The 20,779-nt window shown below is 72.8% G+C and carries 20 protein-coding genes; 10 read left to right on the forward strand and 10 right to left on the reverse strand.

Annotated features, from left to right (window positions below):
* Positions 1 to 47: 47 nt before the first annotated feature.
* The gene (locus ACTJKO_RS01545; protein WP_440684975.1) at positions 48 to 608 is read right to left on the reverse strand and encodes an NAD(P)H-dependent oxidoreductase; all 561 of its coding nucleotides are present in this window, start codon (positions 606 to 608) and stop codon (positions 48 to 50) included.
* Positions 609 to 709: 101 nt separating this feature from the next.
* Between ACTJKO_RS01545 and ACTJKO_RS01550 the strand changes: the two genes are divergently transcribed.
* The 5 genes from ACTJKO_RS01550 (at position 710) to ACTJKO_RS01570 (ending at position 7,047) form a co-directional block, all read left to right on the forward strand.
* Complete coding sequence (locus ACTJKO_RS01550) at positions 710 to 2,350, forward strand: glycoside hydrolase family 13 protein (RefSeq protein ID WP_440684977.1); 1,641 nt, start codon at positions 710 to 712, stop codon at positions 2,348 to 2,350.
* A gap of 111 nt (positions 2,351 to 2,461) precedes the next feature.
* Positions 2,462 to 4,465, forward strand: coding sequence for a hypothetical protein (locus ACTJKO_RS01555; RefSeq protein WP_440684979.1), 2,004 nt, complete (start codon positions 2,462 to 2,464; stop codon positions 4,463 to 4,465).
* Positions 4,466 to 4,677: 212 nt separating this feature from the next.
* The gene (locus ACTJKO_RS01560) at positions 4,678 to 5,319 is read left to right on the forward strand and encodes a DUF308 domain-containing protein (RefSeq protein ID WP_440684981.1); all 642 of its coding nucleotides are present in this window, start codon (positions 4,678 to 4,680) and stop codon (positions 5,317 to 5,319) included.
* Positions 5,316 to 5,579, forward strand: coding sequence for a hypothetical protein (locus ACTJKO_RS01565; RefSeq protein WP_440684983.1), 264 nt, complete (start codon positions 5,316 to 5,318; stop codon positions 5,577 to 5,579). The genes ACTJKO_RS01560 and ACTJKO_RS01565 overlap by 4 nt, the downstream gene beginning before the upstream one ends.
* Complete coding sequence (locus ACTJKO_RS01570) at positions 5,551 to 7,047, forward strand: DHA2 family efflux MFS transporter permease subunit (RefSeq protein WP_440684985.1); 1,497 nt, start codon at positions 5,551 to 5,553, stop codon at positions 7,045 to 7,047. The genes ACTJKO_RS01565 and ACTJKO_RS01570 overlap by 29 nt, the downstream gene beginning before the upstream one ends.
* Positions 7,048 to 7,275: 228 nt before the next feature.
* Here the strand turns inward: ACTJKO_RS01570 and ACTJKO_RS01575 are convergent, their stop codons facing one another.
* Entirely contained in the window at positions 7,276 to 8,154 is an 879-nt protein-coding gene (locus ACTJKO_RS01575) for a LysR family transcriptional regulator (protein ID WP_440684987.1), read from the reverse strand.
* An 81-nt stretch (positions 8,155 to 8,235) separates the two neighbouring features.
* Here ACTJKO_RS01575 and ACTJKO_RS01580 point away from each other — a divergent pair, with 81 nt between their 5' ends.
* Entirely contained in the window at positions 8,236 to 9,513 is a 1,278-nt protein-coding gene (locus tag ACTJKO_RS01580) for an MFS transporter (protein ID WP_440684989.1), read from the forward strand.
* Between the two features lie 148 nt (positions 9,514 to 9,661).
* Positions 9,662 to 10,270, forward strand: a complete 609-nt coding sequence (locus tag ACTJKO_RS01585) for a hypothetical protein (protein WP_440684991.1) — start codon at positions 9,662 to 9,664, stop codon at positions 10,268 to 10,270.
* Between the two features lie 7 nt (positions 10,271 to 10,277).
* On the opposite strand, the gene ACTJKO_RS01590 is transcribed toward ACTJKO_RS01585, so the two are convergent.
* Complete coding sequence (locus tag ACTJKO_RS01590; protein WP_440684993.1) at positions 10,278 to 11,192, reverse strand: cation diffusion facilitator family transporter; 915 nt, start codon at positions 11,190 to 11,192, stop codon at positions 10,278 to 10,280.
* A gap of 47 nt (positions 11,193 to 11,239) precedes the next feature.
* On the opposite strand from ACTJKO_RS01590, the gene ACTJKO_RS01595 reads away from it, so the two are divergent.
* Entirely contained in the window at positions 11,240 to 11,935 is a 696-nt protein-coding gene (locus tag ACTJKO_RS01595; protein ID WP_440684995.1) for a DUF4166 domain-containing protein, read from the forward strand.
* Positions 11,935 to 12,912 carry an epimerase gene (locus ACTJKO_RS01600; protein ID WP_440684997.1) on the forward strand — a complete coding sequence of 326 codons (978 nt, stop codon included), beginning with the start codon at positions 11,935 to 11,937 and terminating at the stop codon, positions 12,910 to 12,912. Before ACTJKO_RS01595 ends, ACTJKO_RS01600 begins: the two co-directional genes overlap by 1 nt.
* Here ACTJKO_RS01600 and ACTJKO_RS01605 read toward each other — a convergent pair.
* The gene (locus ACTJKO_RS01605; protein ID WP_440684999.1) at positions 12,881 to 13,840 is read right to left on the reverse strand and encodes an EamA family transporter; all 960 of its coding nucleotides are present in this window, start codon (positions 13,838 to 13,840) and stop codon (positions 12,881 to 12,883) included. The two genes, ACTJKO_RS01600 and ACTJKO_RS01605, sit on opposite strands and share 32 nt — an antisense overlap.
* A gap of 72 nt (positions 13,841 to 13,912) precedes the next feature.
* Between ACTJKO_RS01605 and ACTJKO_RS01610 the strand changes: the two genes are divergently transcribed.
* Positions 13,913 to 14,827 (forward strand): LysR family transcriptional regulator, encoded by a 915-nt coding sequence (locus tag ACTJKO_RS01610; protein ID WP_440685001.1) that lies wholly within the window; start codon positions 13,913 to 13,915, stop codon positions 14,825 to 14,827.
* Between the two features lie 67 nt (positions 14,828 to 14,894).
* Here the strand turns inward: ACTJKO_RS01610 and ACTJKO_RS01615 are convergent, their stop codons facing one another.
* From ACTJKO_RS01615 to ACTJKO_RS01640, 6 genes are all read right to left on the reverse strand, one after another.
* Positions 14,895 to 16,067 (reverse strand): hypothetical protein, encoded by a 1,173-nt coding sequence (locus ACTJKO_RS01615; protein ID WP_440685003.1) that lies wholly within the window; start codon positions 16,065 to 16,067, stop codon positions 14,895 to 14,897.
* A gap of 96 nt (positions 16,068 to 16,163) precedes the next feature.
* Complete coding sequence (locus ACTJKO_RS01620; RefSeq protein ID WP_440685005.1) at positions 16,164 to 16,982, reverse strand: L,D-transpeptidase family protein; 819 nt, start codon at positions 16,980 to 16,982, stop codon at positions 16,164 to 16,166.
* Between the two features lie 102 nt (positions 16,983 to 17,084).
* A complete protein-coding gene (locus ACTJKO_RS01625) occupies positions 17,085 to 18,215 on the reverse strand; it encodes a hypothetical protein (protein ID WP_440685007.1) in 1,131 nt (376 codons plus the stop codon).
* Between the two features lie 114 nt (positions 18,216 to 18,329).
* On the reverse strand, positions 18,330 to 19,715 hold the full coding sequence (gene purB / locus ACTJKO_RS01630; protein WP_440685009.1) for an adenylosuccinate lyase: 1,386 nt from the start codon (positions 19,713 to 19,715) through the stop codon (positions 18,330 to 18,332).
* Entirely contained in the window at positions 19,712 to 20,224 is a 513-nt protein-coding gene (locus ACTJKO_RS01635; protein ID WP_440685011.1) for a low molecular weight protein-tyrosine-phosphatase, read from the reverse strand. The genes purB and ACTJKO_RS01635 overlap by 4 nt, the downstream gene beginning before the upstream one ends.
* Positions 20,225 to 20,343: 119 nt before the next feature.
* Positions 20,344 to 20,742, reverse strand: coding sequence for a phage holin family protein (locus ACTJKO_RS01640; protein WP_440685013.1), 399 nt, complete (start codon positions 20,740 to 20,742; stop codon positions 20,344 to 20,346).
* Between the last annotated feature and the right edge of the window lie 37 nt (positions 20,743 to 20,779).

Here is a 20,779-nt window from a genome sequence, read left to right on the forward strand (position 1 = left end):
GGTGCAGGCTGGCACCGCGCCTCCCGTCCGTCGTGTGGTCAGGACCGTCAGGCGGCGGCCTGCTCCTCGGCCGCGGCCTCCGCGAGTGCGCTCAGCGCACCCTGGACGAGCTGCGTGACCTCGGCGTCCTCGCGCGGGTGGGTCTCCGCGAAGCGGACGATCGACTGTGGGATCGCGACCTTGACGTCCTCCAGGACCTTGGCCCCGGCGATGCCGGCCGCCTTGCGTGCGTCGTCGTGCGCCCAGACGCCGCCGTACTGCCCGAAGGCCGACCCGATGACCGCGAGCGGCTTGCCGGACAGGGGCGAGGCGCCGAACGGACGCGAGCCCCAGTCGAGCGCGTTCTTGAGGACGGCCGGGATGGTGCCGTTGTACTCCGGCGTGACGAGCAGCACGGCGTCCGCGGCGGCCACGGCGTCGCGGAAGGCGACCGCCGACGCGGGCGGGGTGTCGCCGTCGATGTCCTCGTTGTAGAACGGCAGGTCGACGATGCCGTCGAACGTGGTGAGCTCGATGCCCTCCGGCGCGTGGTGGGCGGCGGCTTCGGCGAGCTTCCGGTTGATCGACTCGGCGCGCAGGCTGCCGACGAGGGCGAGGACGTTCGTCATGGGGATCCTTCTGCTTCTGTGACGGAAAGGTGTCAGCGACAACCAATGCGTTCGTCGCGGTCACTATTCCCGACCGGTTCGCCCGTCGGTAGGTTGACGGCGTGAGCACCCTTCGGACGCCGGCCAGCACGCCCCGCACGACGGACCCGGACTGGTGGCGCGACGCCGTCGTCTACCAGGTCTACCCGCGCAGCTTCGCCGACTCGGACGGGGACGGGCTCGGTGACCTCGCGGGTGTCACGAGCCGTGTGCCGTACCTGGGGTCGCTCGGCGTCGACGCGATCTGGCTGTCCCCGTTCTTCCCCTCACCCCTCGCCGACGGTGGCTACGACGTCGCTGACTACCGCGACGTCGACGAACGGCTCGGGACGCTCACGGACTTCGACGAGCTCGTCCGCGCGGCCCACGAGCACGACATCCGGGTGATCGTCGACATCGTCCCGAACCACACCTCGGACGAGCACGAGTGGTTCCGCGCCGCACTGGCGGCGGGGCCCGGGTCCCCGGAGCGCGCGCGGTACGTGTTCCGCGACGGCAGCGGGCCCGACGGCGCCGAACCGCCGAGCGACTGGGTGTCGAACTTCGGGGGCAGCGCCTGGACCCGGGTGCCCGACGGCCAGTGGTACCTGCACCTGTTCGCGCCTGAGCAACCGGACCTCGACTGGACGAACCCCGAGGTGCGCCGGGACTTCGAGGAGACCCTCCGCTTCTGGTCGGACCGAGGTGTCGACGGGTTCCGGGTCGACGTGGCGCACGGACTCGCGAAGGACCTGTCGACCCCCTACCGCCCGTCGAACGAGCAGGCGCTCCCGCTCGACGGCTCCGACCCGCTCTACGACCGCGACGAGGTGCACGACATCTTCGCCTCGTGGCGCAGGGTGCTCGACGAGTACGACCCGCCCCGTGCAGCGGTCGCCGAAGCTTGGGCACCCGCTCCGCGCCGAGTCCTCTACGCCCGGCCGACCGAGCTCGGTCAGGCGTTCAACTTCGACCTCCTCGAGGCCCCGTTCGACGCGGCCGCGTTCCGGACGATCATCGAGCGGAACCTCGCCTCGTCCGAGCAGTCGGGGGCGTCGAGCACGTGGGTGCTGTCGAACCACGACGTCGTCCGGCACGCGACCCGCTACGGACTGCCCGAGGGCACCGACACCGACGCCTGGCTCATGACGGACGGCACCACGCCGCCGCTGGACCGGGAGCGCGGACTCCGCCGGGCCCGCGCAGCGACCCTGCTCGTGCTCGCGCTGCCGGGTTCGTCGTACGTGTACCAGGGCGAGGAGCTCGGGTTGCACGAGGCCGCGGCGATCCCGCGGGACCTGCTGCAGGACCCGAAGTGGGTCCGGACGGGGCACACCGTGAAGGGCCGGGACGGGTGCCGGGTACCGATCCCGTGGACGGAGACCGGGCCGTCGTTCGGGTTCGGACCCGTCGCACCGCACCTGCCCCAGCCGGCGGACTTCGGTGCGTGGTCGGTCGAGGCGGAGTCCGGCGACGAGACCTCGACGCTGTCGCTGTACCGGGCCGCGCTCGCTGCTCGTCGACGGTTGCAGCGGGGTGAGTCGCTCGTCTGGACCGAGGGCGGCGCCGACGGGGTCGTGGCGTTCGCGCGGCACGACGGCTGGCGGTCGGTGACGAACTTCGGCCCGGAACCGGTGCCGCTGCCGCCGGGTGCGGTGATCGTGTCGTCGGGGCCGGTCGCGGACGGCGTGCTGCCGGGCGAGACGACGGTCTGGCTCGCCTGATCGCGATCGTGGTGGGTGCGTCCCCCTCCACATCGGCCGCCGCTGAGGCGACGATCCACAGATGCGCGCACCCCGCCCCGAGCGGCACCGTCCCGTCGCGACGATCGGGGCATGAGCAACCCCAACACTCCGGGACGCGGCCGCTCGGCCGCAACGTCACACCCGCCCGCACGCACTGGTCGTCGCCGGCGGGCACCTCGGCGCATCGCGGCCGCCGCGAGCGTCCTCACCGCCCTCGGCGTCCTCGCCGCGCCGGCACTCCTGCCGTCGGCGTCCTCTGCCGGTGACCTCGCCTTCCCGTACACGCACGACTTCGACACCGCAGCGGGCGGCACCCTCGACGGTGACGCCGAGGTCGTCGACGGGCGGTTGCGGCTGACCGACTCCGTGCGGGGCCAGGCGGGAGCCTGGTCGACCGACGACACGTTCCCGTCGGACCTCGGGCTCGAGATCGAGTTCGAGTACTCGATGTACAACGACCTGGGCCTCGTCGGTGCCGACGGACTGCTGCTGTTCCTCGCGGACGGTGCCGCTCCCCAGGGCGTCGGCGCCTACGGTGCAGCCCTCGGGTACGCCTGCCGGTCGAGTGCGACCGAGGGCGGGACGCTGCCGTGCGACCTCCCCGGGGTGCCGGGCGGGTTCGCCGCGGTCGCGCTCGACCGCTACGGCAACTTCTCCCAGACCATCAACGGGTCCGGGCCCGGGCGCACGCCGGAATCGGTCGTGGTGCGCGGCTCCGGCGACGGCGTCAGGGGGTACCGGTACGTCGAGGGGGTGCGGGCACCCGGCGGCGTCGCGACCGAGTCGGGCGCCACTCGTCGCGTCCGCGTGACCGTCCAGCCCGACGCCGGCGGTGCCCTGGCGATGACCGTCCGCCTCGAGCAGGCAGGGACGATGCGCACCGTGGTCGACCGGCTGCCCCTGCACGGTGACGGGCAGGGGCCGCTGCCCCGCACGCTGCGACTCGGGTTCGCCGCCGCGACCGGTCAGAACGTCGACGTCCACGAGATCGACTCGCTCGCGGTGTGGGCGCCCGCGAACCTCGCCGTCGAGCACGACATGCCGCCCGTCGTCCACGCGGGTCGCGCGGTCGAGTACGCCGTGACCGCGCGGAACGTCGGCCCGAACCCCTCCGATCCCAGCCGGCTCGACGTGGACGTGCCGGACGCGATCGAGGACGTGACGTGGACGTGTACGGCAGCCCCGGGCTCGGGGTGCGGTACCCCCTCGGGGACCGGCGACGTCGCGGCCGATGTCGACCTGCCGCGTGGTGGCGCGGCGACCGTGACCATCACCGGACGACTGCGCGCCGGTGTCAGCGGCACCCTCGACAGCGTCGCGCGGATCGCCCCGGCGCCGTCGCTGGCGGACACCGACGAGGACGACAACGTCTCCGAGGCCAGCACGACCGTCGAGCCCGTTCCCGGTCCGGAGGCGCACGTCGAGACCGACAAGTCGGTGTCACCGTCGTCCGGGGTCGAGCCCGGTGACGAGGTCGAGTACCTCGTCACCGCCCGGAACCGCGGACCGGGCACCGCCGAGGACGTCGGCGCGGTGGACGATCTCCCGAGCGCGATGCGGTTCGCCGGGTCGGACGACGGCTGCACGGCCGACGGCCAGCGCGTCACGTGCAACTCGGGCCGAGCGCTCGGCGCGGGTGAGTCCGTCGAGTTCCGCATCCGCGCGGTCCTCGACCCGGAGTACGGCGGGGACGGCTCGGACGTGGTGAACGTGGCGACCGCGACCTCGCCGACGGATCCGGACGGTGGTGATCCGTCACCCGAGGTCACGATCGGCGTCGTCCCGCCGGGCGACGAGGGCACCGGCGGCGAGGGCCCCGGCGACGAGGGGTCCGGGGCCGCGGGCCCGGTTGACGGGGGAGCGGGCGACGGCTCGCCCGGCGATGCCGGCCCGGCCAGCGTCACGGGGGACGGTGCGGCTGCGAACGACGGCCGTCGACGTCCGGGGGCGCTCGCCTACACCGGTGTCGGCGACCTCGGCTTCCTGGCGGCGGTTGCGGGATCCGCCGCTGCGGTCGGTGGCGCGTGCTGGTGGACGGTCCGACGACGAGCACGCAGGGCAGCCGAAGCGACGGACGAGCAGGCGGGCTCCTGAGTCGATCCGAGTCGGGATGCAACGCCCGGGATCCGCAGGGCCGGGCGGTGTTCGACGCCGCCCGGCCCTGCCCGGCCGACCGTGTCCGCCCGCCCACCGCTCGGACGCGCCCCCGGGTTCGAGCATCCTCAGCGGGCCGGGTACCAGGACGGTCGGGGGCTCGACGGACCGGCGGTAGGATCGGAGGACGATATTGCTGCGAAAGAGGTCTCGTGTCCGACTCCGTGGACGACTCCGGCCAGCGCGCACGGTACTGGCCGGTCCCCGTCCTCCGGGCCGTGCCCGCCGCGGTCGTGGCCCTCGTCATCACCTTCTCGTCGAACCACGCGGCGCGCTACGGCCTGCTGCTGTTCGGCGGCTTCGCGGTGCTCGACGGGATCGTGCTGCTGCTCGTCGGCGCTCGGCGCCTCCCCGGTGACGACCGTTCACGCCGCACCACCATCGTGCAGTCCGTCGTCACCCTGCTCGCCGGCGTCGCCGCGATCGCCTGCAACGGCATCGGTCTGCCGGCGTTCATCGCCGTCGTCGTCGCGTTCGCCGTCCTGACCGGCGCGCTCGAACTCGCCCAGGGACTGCGGGCCCGAGGTCGATCGCCGTTCGCACGCGACTGGACCACGATCGGCGGCTTGACGCTCCTGCTGGCGGTCGCCTTCCTCCTGACGCCCCCCGACTACTCGCAGCAGCTCGGCGGCGTAGAGCGGGTCAGCGGCACACTGGACGCCTCGATCGTCCTCGTCGGCCTGCTCGGCGCGTACCTCGCCATCACGGCGGTCTTCCACGTGATCGCCGGCCTCTCGCACAAGTGGGGAACGGCAGCTCCGGCCGCCGCCCCGGACGGAGCACCACACGCATGACCACCCCCAGCCGCCGCGACCGCCTGCGCCCGGTCGAGCTCCTCGGGATCTCCGCGATCGTCGCGGTGTTCACCGGACTCGTCGTGCTGTTCTCGACGCGTGAGCTCCAGCTCGCCCTGATCTTCCTCGGCATCGCGTTCATCGTCGTCGTGGTCGTCCTCGCGATGCTCCAGCTCGCGTCCACGAGCGACCAGGACGACAACGACATGCTCGGCGGGCACAAGACCCCGGGTGAAGGAGACGGCAACGACTTCCACTGAGTCGGGCGCTCCGCGCACGCTGCCCGCGCGGCGTCCGTTCCAGGGCGACCCGGACCTGCCGCAGCGGTACCGACACCGGTACCTCATCCTCGCGGTGTGCTGCATGAGCCTGTTCATCGTGTCGATGGACGCCACCGTGGTGAACGTCGCGCTGCCGTCCATCGGGCGTGAACTGCACAGCACCATCTCCGGGCTGCAGTGGACGATCGACGCGTACACGCTGGTGCTCGCCAGTCTGCTCATGCTGTCCGGCTCCACCGCGGACCGGGTCGGGCGCCGGACGACGTTCCAGATCGGCCTGGCGCTGTTCACGATCGGGTCGCTGCTCTGTTCGATGGCTCCCGGCGTGGGGTGGCTCGTGGTGTTCCGGATGGTCCAGGCCGTCGGGGGATCGATGATGAACCCCGTGGCGATGTCGATCATCACCGCCACCTTCGACGACGCCAAGGAGCGGGCCCGCGCGGTCGGCGTCTGGGGCGCCGTGGTCGGGGTGTCGATGGGCCTCGGACCGCTCGTCGGCGGTGCGCTCACGGACACGGTCGGGTGGCGGGCGATCTTCTGGATCAACGTCCCGATCGGTGTCGCGACGATCGTCCTGACGTTCCTGTTCGTTCCGGAGTCGAAGTCTCCCCGGCCGCGCCGACTCGATCCGCTCGGGCAGGTGCTCGTCATCGTCCTGCTCGCCTCCCTCGTCGGCGGTCTCATCGAGGGGCCGCGGCTCGGTTGGGCATCGCCGGCCGCGCTCGGGCTGTTCGTCGTCGCGGCCGCGTCGCTCGTGGTGCTGGTCGCGGTCGAACGCCGTCGGCGGGAACCCCTCGTCGACGTCCGGTTCTTCCGGAGCATCCCGTTCTCGTCGGCGGTGGTCACCGCGATCGCTGCCTTCGGGGCGAACGGTGCCTTCCTGTTCCTCAACGCCCTGTACCTGCAGGAGGTCCGGGGGATGTCGCCGTTCGAGGCCGGCCTCTGGACGCTGCCGGCGGCGGTCGCGACCATGCTCACGTCGCCGCTCTCCGGTCGTCTCGTCGGTTCGATCGGCACCCGGGTCCCGCTCGTGCTCGCCGGCATCGGTGTCGGCGGTGCCGGGGCGATCCTCACCACCATCGACGCGTCGACACCGATGTGGGTCCTCGTCGTCGCGTTCGTCCTGTTCGGCTTCGGGTTCGGCATGGTGAACGCGCCGATCACGAACACCGCGGTCTCCGGCATGCCCCGCGCGCAGTCCGGATCCGCTGCCGCCGTCGCGTCCACGAGTCGGCAGACCGGGGTGTCGCTCGGCGTGGCGCTCGCCGGCACCGTCACCGGAGCCAGCGCGGTGGCCAGCGTCGGAGCGGGCTTCGCGGTCGCGACGCACGCGATGTGGTGGATCGTCGTCGGCATCGGGGCGGGCATCCTGCTCGTCGGGTTCGTCTCGACCTCGCGGGCGGCGAAGCGGTCCGTCGAGGGGATCGCGCACCTGCTCGACGGCTGACCGACGGGTTGCGACACGCCCGGGGCGGTGTGCTCGTCGCGCTCCTGTCAGGATCGGGCCCCTGCCCGACATCTCTCGGTGAGGGGAGGGCAGCGGACGAATCGTTCGCCGTCGCAGAAGAGATGGGGGGACCGACGGCCTGGAGGCGCGTGGCGGCGACGCGCCGCGCCTCCAGTCCGTCGGTACGGAACCCTGCCTCGTGGGTCGCCTCGGGGAAGCGGCTCCGGGTCAGGCGACGCGCGCCGCGACGATGTCCCGCGCCAGGGTCCGTACGGCGCGGTTCGGCTCCGGACTCGTCCGCGTCGCGAGGCCGATGCGCAGCGGCTCGACCTCGTCCTCGAGTTCGAGCACGGCGCCGTCGTGTCGCACTCCGGAGTCCGGCACCACCCCGACGCCGAGGCCGGCCGAGGCGAACCGGATCACCGCCGGCATGTCGTTCATCTCGGCGACGATGCGGCGCCGGATGCCGAGCCGTTCGAGTGCCGTGTCGAGGATGATCCGGTTCCCGAACCCGTGCGCGGTGTCGATGAACGGTTCGTCGGCGAGCTCTGCCAGCGACACCGACGCTCGGTCCGCGAACCGGTGGTCCGCCGCCGTGAACACGCGGAACGGCATCTCCCGCAGCGGTTCGACGACCACGCCGGCGGGAACCGAGGGGAGCCCGGAGTACGCGATGTCGAGCCGACCCGCGACCAGGTCCTGCACGAGGCCGGTGGTCCCGGACGGCGAGGTCATCAACTCGACGGCGACGAGCGGGTGCCGCTGCCGGAAGCGGCGGAGCACGCCGGTGAGGTCGACGATGTCCATGCTCGTGAAGATCCCGAGCCGGACGCGCCCGCGGAGGTCGGCGTCCTCGACGGTGGCCAGGTCCCGCATCCGGTCGAGCGACTCGAGCACTGCCCGAGCGTGGGGGAGCAGGTCCTCTCCGGCGGTGGTGAGCACGAGGTGCCGTCCGGTCCGGTCGAACAGTCGGACACCGAGGCTCCGCTCGAGGGAAGCGATGCCCGCCGACACGGTCGACTGCGCGGCCCAGAGCCGTTCGGCGGCGCGGGTCACGCTCCCCTCGGCCGCGACGGTGACGAACTGTTCCAGCAGACGCGTTTCCACACCGCAAGTATCGGTCCGATCGATGGCATCCATCAAGAACATCCGTTGGACTCGATGACCGTGGAGCGGGACCATCGGAGCATGTCAACCGTCACCGAGACCCCGACGGCCTCCGTCCCTGCTGTTCCCGCCGCGTCCGAGCGCGTACCCGCACCCCGGGGTCGCCGGTCGCACACCCGTCGACGCCACGGCTTCGGCTTCTGGGCCGTCGCGTTCGCGTTCCTCTCGGTCATGGCCTTCGCCACCGTCCCCGCACCGCTCTACGTCATCTACCAGGCGCGGGACGGGTTCCCGACCTTCACGACCACCGTGGTGTTCGCGGCGTACGGCGTCGGGGTCGTCGGAGCGCTGTTCCTCGCCGGGCACTTCAGCGACGTGCACGGGCGTCGTCCCCTGATCCTCGTGTCGGTCGCGCTCGAACTCGTCGCGGCCGTGCTGTTCCTGCTCTGGAACGACGTCAGTGGACTCATCGTCGCGCGCCTCGTCACGGGTCTCGGCGTGGGGCTCCTCACCGCGACGGCCACCGCGCACCTCGGTGAACTGCGGGTCCGGGCGACCGGCTCGTCCTCGTCCGCTGCCGGCGCCGGCGTCGTCGCGGGCGTGGTGAACCTCGGCGGGCTGTCCCTCGGGGCCCTCGTCGGTGGAGCGCTCGCCGAGTTCGTCGGCCAGCCGCTCATGGTGCCCTACGTGGTGTTCGTCGTCGCGCTCGTCATCGCGTTCGTGGTGGTCCTCGCCGCGCCCGAGACCGTCGACCGCCCGGCGGAGCCCGTCGCCTACCGGCCGCAGCGCCTGCAGGCCCCGGAGGGCAAGGCGGGAGCGTTCTGGGCTGCCGGCACCGCCGCGTTCGCCGCGCTCGCCGTGCAGGGCCTGTTCACGTCGGTCGCGCCGACGTTCCTCGGGACCACCTTCCACGTGACCGACCGGCTCGCCGCGGGCGCCACGACCTTCGGGGTGTTCGCCGCCAGCGCCGTGTCGCAGATCGTGTTCGCCCGCCTGTCGCAGCGTGCCCAGATCCGGCTCGGGATGGTCCTCCTCGTCGGTGGCCTCGTGGTCCTGGCCGTCGCCGCCGTCGTGCTCCAGGTCGCCGGCTTCATCGGCGGCGGGGTGGTCGCCGGTGCCGGCGTCGGACTGCTGTTCCGCGCGTCCATCGGCAGCGCCGGTGCCCTCGTCGGGCCGGAGCGTCGCGGCGGGGTGCTCGCGGCGACGTTCCTCATCGCGTACGCCGGTCTCACGGTCCCGGTGGTGGCGGTCGGTGCGGCGCTGCTCGTCGTGCCGACGCTGCCGGTGCTGCTCGGGTACGTGGTGTTCGTGGGCGTCCTGGCGGTCGTCGCCGGTCGGCGTCTGGCCGCGCGGGCGTAGCGCCTTCGGCTCTCGGGAAACCAGGCCGCCGCACAGCACCAGGCCGCCGCACAGCACCGCGCCGCCGCACAGCACCGCGCCGCCGCGCCCAGCGCCACCGCACCGCAGCACGCACCGGGTCGCCGCCCCGCGACGGCATACTAGGCGCGTGGCACCCCAGCGCAACCGATCCCTCGTCACCGGCGTCGCGGCCGTGCTCGCGGCGGGACTCGTCGCTGGCGGGATCGCGCTCGCTGCACGACACGGGAACGACGACCCCCTGATCGGGAGCGCATCGAGCACCACTCCCCGTGCCGCCGCCGGTGACGGAGCGTCCCGCGACGGGAGCGTCACCATCGCCCGCACCGGCCCGGACCTGCCCGGCACAGCCGTGCTCGACCGCTGCGAACACGACAGCCGTGCCGTCGTGGCACGGTACGACACCGCGGCGCTCGGCGCGGTGGTGTTGCAGTGCGGCACCTCCGGTCAGGGGTACGAGCACATCCGGATCCGCCACACCCGCGACTGGGACGACGTCGTCTCGGGCCACGCTCGGCGCGACTGGGACGACGCGATGCTCACCGCGCTGCAGGGCGTCCTGGTCTCCCCGGGCACGGGGTACCCGCAGGACGCCGGCGACGGCAAGGTCTGCTACGCCGCGCCCCTGCGCTTCGACGACGGTTCCCACCCGACCCGTGAGCCGTTCGTGCGGGTGATCGTCTCGGCCACCACCGACCGGGTCATCACCGCCTTCCCGACGAGCGACGGCGGCTGCTGACCCGCTCCTACGCGTGCACGTCGTGCTCGTGCCGTCGGTGCGACACCGGCTCGAGCTGGAACGTCGAGTGCTCCACGGGGACGTCGAAGTGCTCGGCCACGCACTGCTGCAGTTCGTCGAGGATGCGCGGTGCGTGCGCGGTGGAGAAGCAGTGGTCGTCCACCACGACGTGCGCCGTGAGGTTCGGCACGCCCGTGGCCACGAGCGTCGCGTGGAGGTCGTGGACGGCGATGACGTGGTCGAGTTCGAGGATGTGCCCGCGCACGTCGTCGAGGTCGAGTCCGGGCGGCGTGGACTCGAGCAGCACGTTCGCGGTCTCGCGGAGCAGACGGATCGCGCGGGGCAGGATGAGCAGCCCGATGAGGATGGCCGCGACGGAGTCCGCCCGCTGCCATCCGGTCAGCATCAGCACGACCGCCGCAGCGATGACCGCGACCGAGCCGAGGGTGTCGTTGAGGACCTCGAGCCGGGCCGCTCGTGAGGTGAACCCCTCGCCGGAGGCCCGCACGAGCACCGCGTAGGCGACGAGGTTGCCGACGAGTCCGACGACGCCGAACACGAGCAGGGGGCCGGAGTGGATGTCGGCGGGAACGAACAGCCGCTGCACCGCGGAGATGATCACGTAGACGCCGACCGCGAGCAGGATCGCCGCCTGGGCGGTGGCGCCGAGCACCTCGGCCCGCTGGAACCCCCAGGTCCGCTGCGCGGTCGGACTGCGGCGGGCCAGCCGTGTGGCGACGAGCCCGATGGCGAGTCCCCCGGTGTCCACGACCATGTGCCCGGCGTCGACGAGCAGCGCGAGGGAGCCGGTCAGCACGGCGCCGACGACCTCGGCCAGGAGGATGCCGGCCGAGATGCAGAACGCGACGAGCAGGGCGCGCTCGGACGCGTGCCCGTGTGCGTGGCCGTGGTCGTGTCCCATACCCCAATCGTAGGGAGCGGCACCGACGCCGTGCCAGGATCGGGAGCGTGACCCGGTCGCCCTACCAGCTGAGCGTCGCTCCGGAGGTCCTCGACCGACTCCACCCGCGGCTCCGTGCGTACTTCGGACCGGTGCCCACCGGGCACGTCGGCCGCGGTGAGGGACGCTTCGAGGTCGTCGGCACGCCCCGACGCTGGCTCTGGCCACTCCTCGCCTGGTTCGCCCGCGACGCCGTGATGTTCCCGGTGTGGGAACGGGACGTGCCCTTCAGCGTCGAGAACCGCCCGGCTCGCGTCCGTCGCGGGCAGGCGGACGTCCTGGAGGCGCGGATCGCCGTCCGCGCGCACCGCACCTTCCACTTCCGGTCGGGCGACCGGACCATGGTGGACGCGATCACCGCCGAGCCCGAGGGACTCACCGACCACCTCGGGCGCCGCGGGCGCGTCAGCGCCCTGCTCCGGACGGAGGTCGACGCCGAGGGGCCGGACCGCGGCGCCCTGCGCCTGGTCTCCACGCGCGTGACGTTCCGCGCGCTGGGACGCGGGTGGTGCCTCCCGGCCGTCCTGACACCGCGTGTGACGCTCGTGGAACGATTCGATGACGATGCCGACGTGCAGCGCGTGTCCCTGGTGCTCAGCGCGCCCGTCGTCGGCACGCTGTACCGGTACGAGGGGGCGTTCCGGTACGCCGTCGTGCCCGACGCCCGCCGAGGGCCCGATGCCGGTCGAGGGAGGGGACGTTGATGGACGAGCAGCAGCCGCGGGTCGTGATCGCGGGAGCGAGCGGGTTCGTGGGTCGGTACCTGCAGGACGCCTTCCGGGACGACGGCTACGAGGTCGTCACGATCGGTCGCGCCGGGGACGCCGTGTGGGGCAACACCCTGCGGATCCGGGAACTCGTCGACGGGGCCGCGCTCGTCGTGAACATGGCCGGCAAGAGCGTGAACTGCCGGTACGGGCGGCGGAACCGGGCGGAAATCATCCGGTCCCGGGTCGACACGACGCTCGAGCTGGCCGAGGCGATCCGCACGAGCGAGCATCCGCCGCCGCTCTGGGTGAACGCGTCGACGGCGACGATCTACCGGCATGCCGACGACCGGCCGCAGGACGAGCTCACGGGCGAGCTCGGCGAGGGGTTCTCCGTCTCGGTCGCGAAGGCGTGGGAGGACGCCCTGTTCGACGGCGACCTGCCCGGTACCCGGCGTGTGGCGCTCCGCATGGCGATCGTGTTCGGCGACGGCAGCGCGCTCGTGCCGCTGCTCCGGCTCGCGCAGGCCGGGCTCGGCGGACCGCAGTACGACGGCCCCTGGTTCCCGACACGTGCCCGGCTCCGAGCGGGGACGTACCACCACGACCGGCACACGCGCGGACGGCAGCGCTTCAGCTGGGTGCACATCGACGACGTGCTCGGCACGATCCGGTTCGTGCGTGACCACGACGACCTCGACGGGCCGGTGAACGTGTCGAGCCCGAACCCGTCGGACAACCGCACGGTCATGGCGACGATCCGCGACGCCGTCGGACGTCGCTTCGGACTGCCGACGTGGCGGTGGATGCTCGAGCTCGGCTCGTTCGCGATCCGCACCGAGACGGAACTCGTGCTGAAGAGTCGGTGGGTGGTGCCGACGCGCCTGGTCGAGGCCGGCTACGAGTTCCGCCACCCCGACCTGCGCGGCGCGCTCGCCGGCATCATCGCCGAGCGTCGTCAGCACCGGGGCTGACCGTCCGCACGGGCGGGGCGACGAGGGGGACGACGCCCTCGGGCCGTGCGAGCCCGTTCCGCACGGGGCCCGGGCGGGACGACCACAGCACCGCAGCCACCACGACGACCCCCGCACCGATCTCGACGGGGTCCGGCACCTCGCCGAACGCCGCCCACGAGGCGAGGACGCCTACGACGGGCACCAGCATCGAGAACGGCGCGACGGTGCTCGACGGGTAGGTCGCCAGGAGACGCGACCAGATGCCGTAGCCGACGAGGGTGGCCACCAGGACGATGTAGAGCAGACCGAGGTCGGCGGGCAGTGCCCCGGGCGTGAACGCCGTGCCGAGCGCGCGTCCGATGCGGTCCGGTCCCTCGACGACCAACGACAGCACGGCCATCGGGACCGGCGGCACGATCGACCACCAGAGCGTCAGGTGCAGCGGGTTCGCCGCCCCGGCCCGACGGGTCGCCACGTTCCCGATCGCCCAACCGAGCGCACCGCAGAGCGCGAGCACGACGGGGAGCAGCGCTGCGGCCTGGGCACGGTGCACCGCGATCGCCGCGAGGGCACACACCGCCACCGTGACACCGATCACCTGCCGCCCGGTGAGCCGCTCCCGCAGGAACACCCCGGCCAGCACGACCGTGAACGGCGCCGACGCCTGCAGCACGAGCGAGGCGAGCCCCGACGGCAGACCGGCCGCCATCCCGAGGTAGAGGAACGCGAACTGCAGCACGCCGAGCCCGAGCCCGACGAGCAGCAGCCGACCGAACGGGATCCGCGGCCGCGGGACGAGCAGCACGGTCGGCACGGCCAGCAGCGTGAACCGGAGCGCCGCGAGGAGGAACGGCGGGAAGTGCCCGAGCGCGAGCGCCGTCGCGGGGAAGTTCAGCCCCCACACCACGGCGACGACGACGGCGAGGAGACGGTCACGGGTTCGCACGGGACGATCGTCCCGCAGGCAGATCGTGCAGCACCAGCGCAGAGTTCCGAAGCGTCGTTGTAGGGTCCCTGCATGGTCGACTTCGACGTGCAACTCCTGGCGGTCCTGCGGGAGCTCGGTGAGCGCGGCAGCGTCACGGCGGTCGCCGAGGCCACCCACCGCACCCCGAGCGCCGTCTCGCAACAGCTCCGCACCGTCCAGCGGCAGGCGGGCGTCCCCCTGGTCGAACGCGTGGGGCGTGGCGTGCGGTTGACCGAGCACGGTCGGGTCCTTGCGGACTTGGCGACCGGCGTGGCGACGGCGATCGCTCACGTGGACGCCGCGTGGCGGGAGCACCTCGGCGGCGCGACCGGACGCGTCGACCTCGCGGTCTTCCCGTCGGCTGCGGAACTGCTCCTCCCCGGTCTCCTCACCCGGATGCGAGCACACCCCGGCATCGAGCTGGTCCTGGTCGACGTGGACGTCAGCGAGGACGAGTTCGGCCCGCTCGCCGCCGACCACGACGTCGTGATCGGACACCGCCCGGACGGGGCCCCGCCGGCGGGACGGGCATCGCTCGAGACCGTCCCGCTGCTGCGCGAGCCGCTCGACGTCGCCCTCCCGCTCGGCCACCGGCTGGCCGGGCGCGCCCGCGTTGGGATCGACGACGTCGTGGAGGAGTCGTGGATCGGCGTGCCCGAGGGCTACCCGATCGACCGGGTCCTCACGGCGATCGCGGCCGCGGCCGACACCCCGCCGAGCGTCGGTTTCCGCACGGTCCACCTGCCGGTGATCGAGAACCTGGTCGCGGCCGGGCACGGCGTCGCGCTCGTGCCCCGCTACACGTCGGGGACCAGGGCTCCCGGTCGGTTCCGGCTCGCCGAGCTCGCCGACGTCCGGGCGGGGCGGCGCATCGAGGCGCTCGTGCGGCCGGACCGTGCGGTCCGTCCCGGTGTCCGGACGGTCCTGGAGGCGCTGGTCGCCGAGGCGCGCGACGTCACCGCCTGACCGGGTGCGGTCGACGGCGGAGCCGAGCCGCGCCTCCCGGCCGACGGACGCGGTCTGGCGTCCCGGCTCAGCCCGTGAACGTCGCCGTCGACCGGACCGGCGTCGCCGGCGCCGCGACCGGCACCGCCGGGTCATCCGTGACCGTGAGCGCCACCGAAGCGGTCTGAGCGGAGGCGTCGCCCACCAGCACCAGGTCGTACGTCCCGGCACCGGTGACGAACCCAGCCGGCAGGACGACCGTGCCGGCAACGTTCCCGGCCGCGTCGGCGACGAACGTCGTCCCGGTGATCTCCTCGGCACGGTTCCCCTGCGCCACGGCGACACGGACGGTCTCGCCCGGGACGAACCCGCTGCCGCTGACCGGCGTCCCGGTCGTCGTGGCCGTGGCGCGTGTCAGCGTCGTCGTCGGGACGCTCGCGTGCGCGGTCGACTGCGGGGTGAAGTCGGTGGTGACGTCGTCGAAGGTGATGCTCTGGAGCGTGGAGCGGACGGCGGCGCGGCTGACCCGCGGTGCGGCGGCGAGGGGGCTGGCGCTCGTGGTCGCGCCCGGTTCGGGGGTTCCTGCCTCCGGAGCGAGGAGCGTCCCCTGCTGCGCGGCCGACGGAGCGGTGCTCGTCGACTGCGGGCCCGCGCTGCCCTCGATCGCGAGCCCGAGGTACTCGGCGTACCCGACGACGGTCGCGTGGTCCCGCTCGAGCCCGTCCGCGAACTCCTGCGTGCTGACCGAGGCGCCGTCCGGCCCCCACGTCGTGTTCGCGCCGTCGACGCCGGAGACCGCGTTGCTCGACGGGAACTCGGCGATCGGCTGCGAATCCGGGAACTGCACCAGGACGGCGAAGTTGCTGCTGCCCGTCGCCCGCACCGCGGCACCGTCGAACGCCGCGGGGAGCGCGGACGCCGGCATCGGCTTCGCGAACCCGTGGGCGAGCACGACGGGGGAGGCGCCGTCGAGCGTCAGACCGGTCGGCCCGAAGGTCGCCGCGTCGGAGACCGGCCGGACCGGGAGGCTCCCGCTCCCGTCACCGGTGCCGAAGGACGCGCCGTACCAGCGGTCGCCGAGCGGCGCGGAGGGGTCGGCCGAGAGCTGCGTGAGGTCCGAAGCGCTGTCGACCCACCGCACGGTGCCGGCCGGCGCGGCGACCGCTGCCTGGTCGGCGGAGGACACTGCGGGGACGAGGACGGTGGCGATGCCGAGAGCGGCGACGCCGACGCCGGCCGCGACGATGCGGGATCGAGACACGAGGGTGTTCCTCCTGGAGGGTCGCTGGGGCGACGCCCCGCTGACATGCCCGCTCAACCTAGCAACGAGCTGAACGCCGGGTCGCTGAGGGGTCGTTCAGCGCACCTGGATCGGCGTGCCGAGCGGCAGGAGCGCCGCGAGCGCGGTGATGTCGGCGTTGTGCATGCGGATGCAGCCGTGCGAGGAGTCGGTGCCGATGCTCGACGAGTCGTCCGTCCCGTGCAGCCCGATCTGCCCCGGTCCACCGCCGAACGAGTTCAGCACGTCGGAGAAGGCAGTGGTGCCGTAGGCGTAGGGCCCGTACCCGGCGTTCGTCGGGGCCAGGAGTTCGGTCAGGGCGAACCGACCGGTCGGCGTGGGCGTCCCACCGGTGCCCGTGGCGACCGGGTAGGAGCGCACGACCTTGCCGCCCTCGTAGAGGTCGAGGGTGTTCGTCGCCGTGGTGACGACGATCGCGTACGGGTCGGAGGACAGCTCGAGGTCGCTCGACGCCACCCAGCCGGTGCTGCCGTTGGGGCGCTGCGCGAGTTGCACCTGCGCCCAGCCCTCCTGCTGGGCCACGACGAGGAAGACGAGCGGCGCACCGGACGACTGCGGGTTCGACAGCGTGGTCGTCACCGCGCCGCCCGGCCGTCCGTGCACCGCGATCGACGCGCCCCGCACCGCTCCGACCGTCGACGTCGCCGGGGCGTGCACGGCGTCGGTGGGACCCGCGGACGAGGTCGGTGTCGGAGCGGGCGATCGCGTCGCGCGGGGTGTCGCCGAGGCGCTCGGGGACGCGGAGGGTCGCTCCGTCCGAGCTGCGGTCGGTGTCGCCCAGGGGTGCAGTGTCAGGACGACGATGACCACCGCGAGGACCACGGCGACGGCCGCGGCGAGCAGGCCGGGGCGGAGGCGCGACGGCTTTCCTGGCACGGGAGGGCTCCTCGGTTCGGGACGCGGCGACGGCGCCCGGCGTGGTGCTCGCCGGGCGCCGTCGTGACGCCGGTTCGGCGTCGGGGCTGGTCGTGCTGGCCGTCAGCCGGTGAACGCGGCGTTGCCGCGCACCGGGACCGCGACGGGGGCGGGGGCCGGCGTCGGGTCCGTCCCCGGAGCAGCCGGGTCGGCGACGACGGTCACCGGGAAGACGACCGCGATCCCGCTCTCGGCGCCGGTGAACGCGATCACGACGTCGCCCGCCGGGATCGTCGCGCTGAACGTGACCGTGCCCGAGACGGCCCCATCGGCGTCCGCGGTGAGGACCTGCTCGGCGGGCTGGGTCTCGAGGTCGGCCAGGATGACCTCCGCCTGGACCCGCTCACCCGGCAGGAAGCCGGTCGCGGAGACCTGCACACCCGGGTCGCGCAGCGACGACTGCGTGGTGGGCGTCTGCACCCGAAGTGTTCCGCTCGGCTCCGGGGTGAAGTAGGTGTCGTCCTGACCGCGGGAGATGCCGGTCACGGTGCCCGTGCCGTCCAGCACGACCGCTCCGTACCCGTTGATCGTGGCGTCCGGGGCGGTGGCGGCGAACTGGGCCTGGAACGCGGCGAGCGTCGACGGGGTGTTCGGCGCGATGGTGCCGACGGCGACCGGGGTGGTCCACGTGCCGTCGACGGCCGTCGGACCCGTGCCCGTCGTGCTCAGGGCGACGGTGTCCGCGGGTGCGTTGTCGGCGGAACCGGCGGTGTCGACGACGAGCGCGTACCGTGCCTGACCGCTGGCGACGATGTCGGCCGTCCCGAGGCCGAGGCCCTCGTCGGTCGCTCGCACGGAGCTGCGGACGTCGGTGAGGTCCGTGGCTGCGCTGCCGGTGGTGGCGTGGCCGAGGAACGTGTTCGTCGTCAGCGTCGCACCGCTCGCACCGAAGGTGGGCGTGCCGCCCGTGCTGAACCACGTCGACGGGAAGGCGCCGGTGGTCCACGGGGTGACGTCGGCGGCACCGACCCATTCGGTGCCGGCCGGCGCGGCCGCGCGGGCACTGGCGGCACCGGTCCCCGCCGCGCCGGACGCCGCGACGCCCTGCTCCGGCGTACCGGTGATGGTCTGCTGCTGCGACGTGGTCGTCGTCGCGGTCGGGGTGCTCTCGGCCGTGGCGACCCCCGGGAGTGCGACGAGGGCGGCTGCGAGCGCGGTCACCGCGGCTGCGGTGGCGATGGACGTTCTGTGCATGTGGTGTGGTTCTTCCGGGTGTGACGTCCGAGCGGGACGCGGCGCGGACCCGGTCTCCACTTCCGCGTCGTCGCGGTTCCCCCAGTGTCCGCGGTCAGCCTACGTGAGGTGTCGTCAAACGTCGAGGCGGTCGACCAGCTCGTCCGCGAGACCCGTGTAGGTCGCGGGCGTGAGGTTGGTCAGCCGCGCCTTGGCGCCCGAGGAGATGTCCAGGCCGTTGACGAACGCGACGAGTTCCGCCTGCCCGATCCGCTTGCCGCGCGTGAGCTCCTTGAGCATCGCGTACGGGTCCTCGATGTTCGACTGACCGGCGGTGACCTCGGCCCGGATGACGGTCTGGATCGCCTCGGCCAGCACCTCCCAGTTGTGGTCGAGGTCCTCGGCGAGCCGCGACTCGTTCACGGCGAGCTCGGACAGACCACGACGGAGGTTGTCGAGCGCGAGCAGCGAGTGCCCGAACGCGACGCCGATGTTCCGCTGCGTGGTCGAGTCGGTGAGGTCGCGCTGCAACCGGCTCGTCACGAGCGTCTCCGACAACGTGGAGAACAGCACCGAGGAGATCTCGAGGTTCGCCTCGGCGTTCTCGAACCGGATCGGGTTGATCTTGTGCGGCATCGTCGACGAGCCCGTCGCACCCGCGACCGGGATCTGCGTGAAGTACCCCATCGAGATGTAGGTCCACATGTCGGTCGCGAGGTTGTGCAGGATCCGGTTCGCGTGGCGCACCCGGTCGTACAACTCCGCCTGCCAGTCGTGCGACTCGATCTGCGTGGTGAGCGGGTTCCAGGTGAGGCCGAGGCCCTCGACGAACTCGCGCGACAGCGCCGGCCAGTCGGCCTCGGGGTCCGCGGCGAGGTGTGCCGAGAAGGTGCCGGTCGCGCCGGAGAACTTGCCGAGGTACTCGCTGCCCTCGATCTGGGACAGGACACGCTCGAGCCGGTACGCGACGACCGCGAGCTCCTTGCCGAGGGTCGTCGGGGTCGCCGGCTGCCCGTGCGTGTGCGCGAGCATCGGCACCGCACGCAGTTCGTCGGCCATGGTGCGGAGCGCGGCGATGACGGCCTTGTACGCCGGCAGCCACACCTGGTCGACCGTGTCGCGCACGGTGAGGGCGTAGGAGAGGTTGTTGATGTCCTCGCTGGTGGCGGCGAAGTGCGTGAGCTCCGCGATGGCGTCGAGCCCGAGCTCGGAGAGGCGGCGACGGACGAAGTACTCCACCGCCTTGACGTCGTGCCGGGTGGTCGCCTCGATGTCGGCGAGCTCGGCGATCTGCGCCTGTCCGAAGGTCTCCACGACCTGGCGGAGCGCGGCCTTGTCGTCGACGCTGAGCGGCGACGTGGTGAACATGGCGTGGTCGGTCAGGAAGATGAGCCACTCGACCTCGACCACGATGCGCGCGCGGTTGAGCCCGGCCTCGGAGAGGTGCTCGCCCACCGTGTGCACGATCGGGTAGTACCGCCCGTCGAGCGGGCTGATCGGCTGCGGGGGAAGGGGGGTCATGGGGCTCCCTGACGGACTGCCGGTTCGAGCTGTCGGAAGAGCGCCCGGCAGGCCCGCTCGACGGTCGAGAGCACTCGGTCGAACTCGTGCCGGTCCGCGTAGTACGGGTCCGGCACGTCGGTCTGCTGGGGCCAGGCGTCGTCGTACCGCAACAGGAGCGTCACCTTCGCGGCGTCGTCCATCGTCGGTGCCCACGACCGCAGGATGCGTTCGTGGGATCGGTCGAGTGCGACCACCAGGTCGAGGTCCGGGAACCGGTCCGGGTCGAACTGACGGGCGCGATGCCTGCTCCCATCGTATCCGCGCGCTGCGAGTGCTGCGATCGTGCGCTCGTCGGCGGGCTCGCCCACGTGCCAGTCGCCGGTGCCGGCGGACTCGACGTGGAAGCGGTCGGACAGCCCGGCGTCGGCGGCGAGCTGTGCGAAGACGATGCCGGCCATCGGGGAGCGGCAGATGTTGCCGCTGCACACGAACGAGACCCGGAACGGGGCGTCGGCGTCCGGACTCATGTGGACATCATGGCGCAGCGACGCCCGGTCCGCGACGGCGATCCGGACTGGAGGTACGGTGCCGGTCGTCCGTCCGGCCGACGTCGCGCGGACGGCCGGGTCCGTGTCGTCGGCCAGCGTCACGCGCGCGGTCGGCTGAGCACCGGGCGCACGAACAGCCCGATCAGCCACGAGAACACGGCGAGCACGAACGCGCCCACGATGCCCCAGCCGAAGGACTCCACCTCGAGCCCGAAGCCGATCGCGTCCGAGATGCCGGCGACGATCAGCAGCAGCACGGCGTTCACGATCAGCGAGATGAGGCCGAGGGTCAGGATGTAGAGCGGGAACGCGACGATCCGGATGAGCGTCCCGATCACCGCGTTGACGAGGCCGAACACGAACGCCACGAGCAGGAACGTCAGCACCGTCGCGGTCGTGCCCCCGTCGCCGAACGGTGTGACGGAGACGCCGCTCACGATGAGCGTGGTGAGCCAGAGCGCGACGGCGTTGACGACGAGGCGGACGAGGAATCGCATGTGCCCATGATGCCCGCCGTCGCCCGTGCGGGTGTCG

Source organism: Curtobacterium sp. 22159, assembly GCF_052045775.1.
Taxonomy (GTDB): Bacteria; Actinomycetota; Actinomycetes; order Actinomycetales; family Microbacteriaceae; genus Curtobacterium.

Bases quoted from the DNA above. Each gene is read 5' to 3' on its own strand.
- ACTJKO_RS01545 (WP_440684975.1), bottom strand. From the start codon at position 608: ATGACGAACGTCCTCGCCCTCGTCGGCAGCCTGCGCGCCGAGTCGATC.
- ACTJKO_RS01555 (WP_440684979.1), top strand. From the start codon at position 2,462: ATGAGCAACCCCAACACTCCGGGACGCGGCCGCTCGGCCGCAACGTCA.
- ACTJKO_RS01565 (WP_440684983.1), top strand. From the start codon at position 5,316: ATGACCACCCCCAGCCGCCGCGACCGCCTGCGCCCGGTCGAGCTCCTC.
- ACTJKO_RS01580 (WP_440684989.1), top strand. From the start codon at position 8,236: ATGTCAACCGTCACCGAGACCCCGACGGCCTCCGTCCCTGCTGTTCCC.
- ACTJKO_RS01590 (WP_440684993.1), bottom strand. From the start codon at position 11,192: ATGGGACACGACCACGGCCACGCACACGGGCACGCGTCCGAGCGCGCC.
- ACTJKO_RS01600 (WP_440684997.1), top strand. From the start codon at position 11,935: ATGGACGAGCAGCAGCCGCGGGTCGTGATCGCGGGAGCGAGCGGGTTC.
- ACTJKO_RS01610 (WP_440685001.1), top strand. From the start codon at position 13,913: ATGGTCGACTTCGACGTGCAACTCCTGGCGGTCCTGCGGGAGCTCGGT.
- ACTJKO_RS01625 (WP_440685007.1), bottom strand. From the start codon at position 18,215: ATGCACAGAACGTCCATCGCCACCGCAGCCGCGGTGACCGCGCTCGCA.
- purB (WP_440685009.1), bottom strand. From the start codon at position 19,715: ATGACCCCCCTTCCCCCGCAGCCGATCAGCCCGCTCGACGGGCGGTAC.
- ACTJKO_RS01635 (WP_440685011.1), bottom strand. From the start codon at position 20,224: ATGAGTCCGGACGCCGACGCCCCGTTCCGGGTCTCGTTCGTGTGCAGC.
- ACTJKO_RS01640 (WP_440685013.1), bottom strand. From the start codon at position 20,742: ATGCGATTCCTCGTCCGCCTCGTCGTCAACGCCGTCGCGCTCTGGCTC.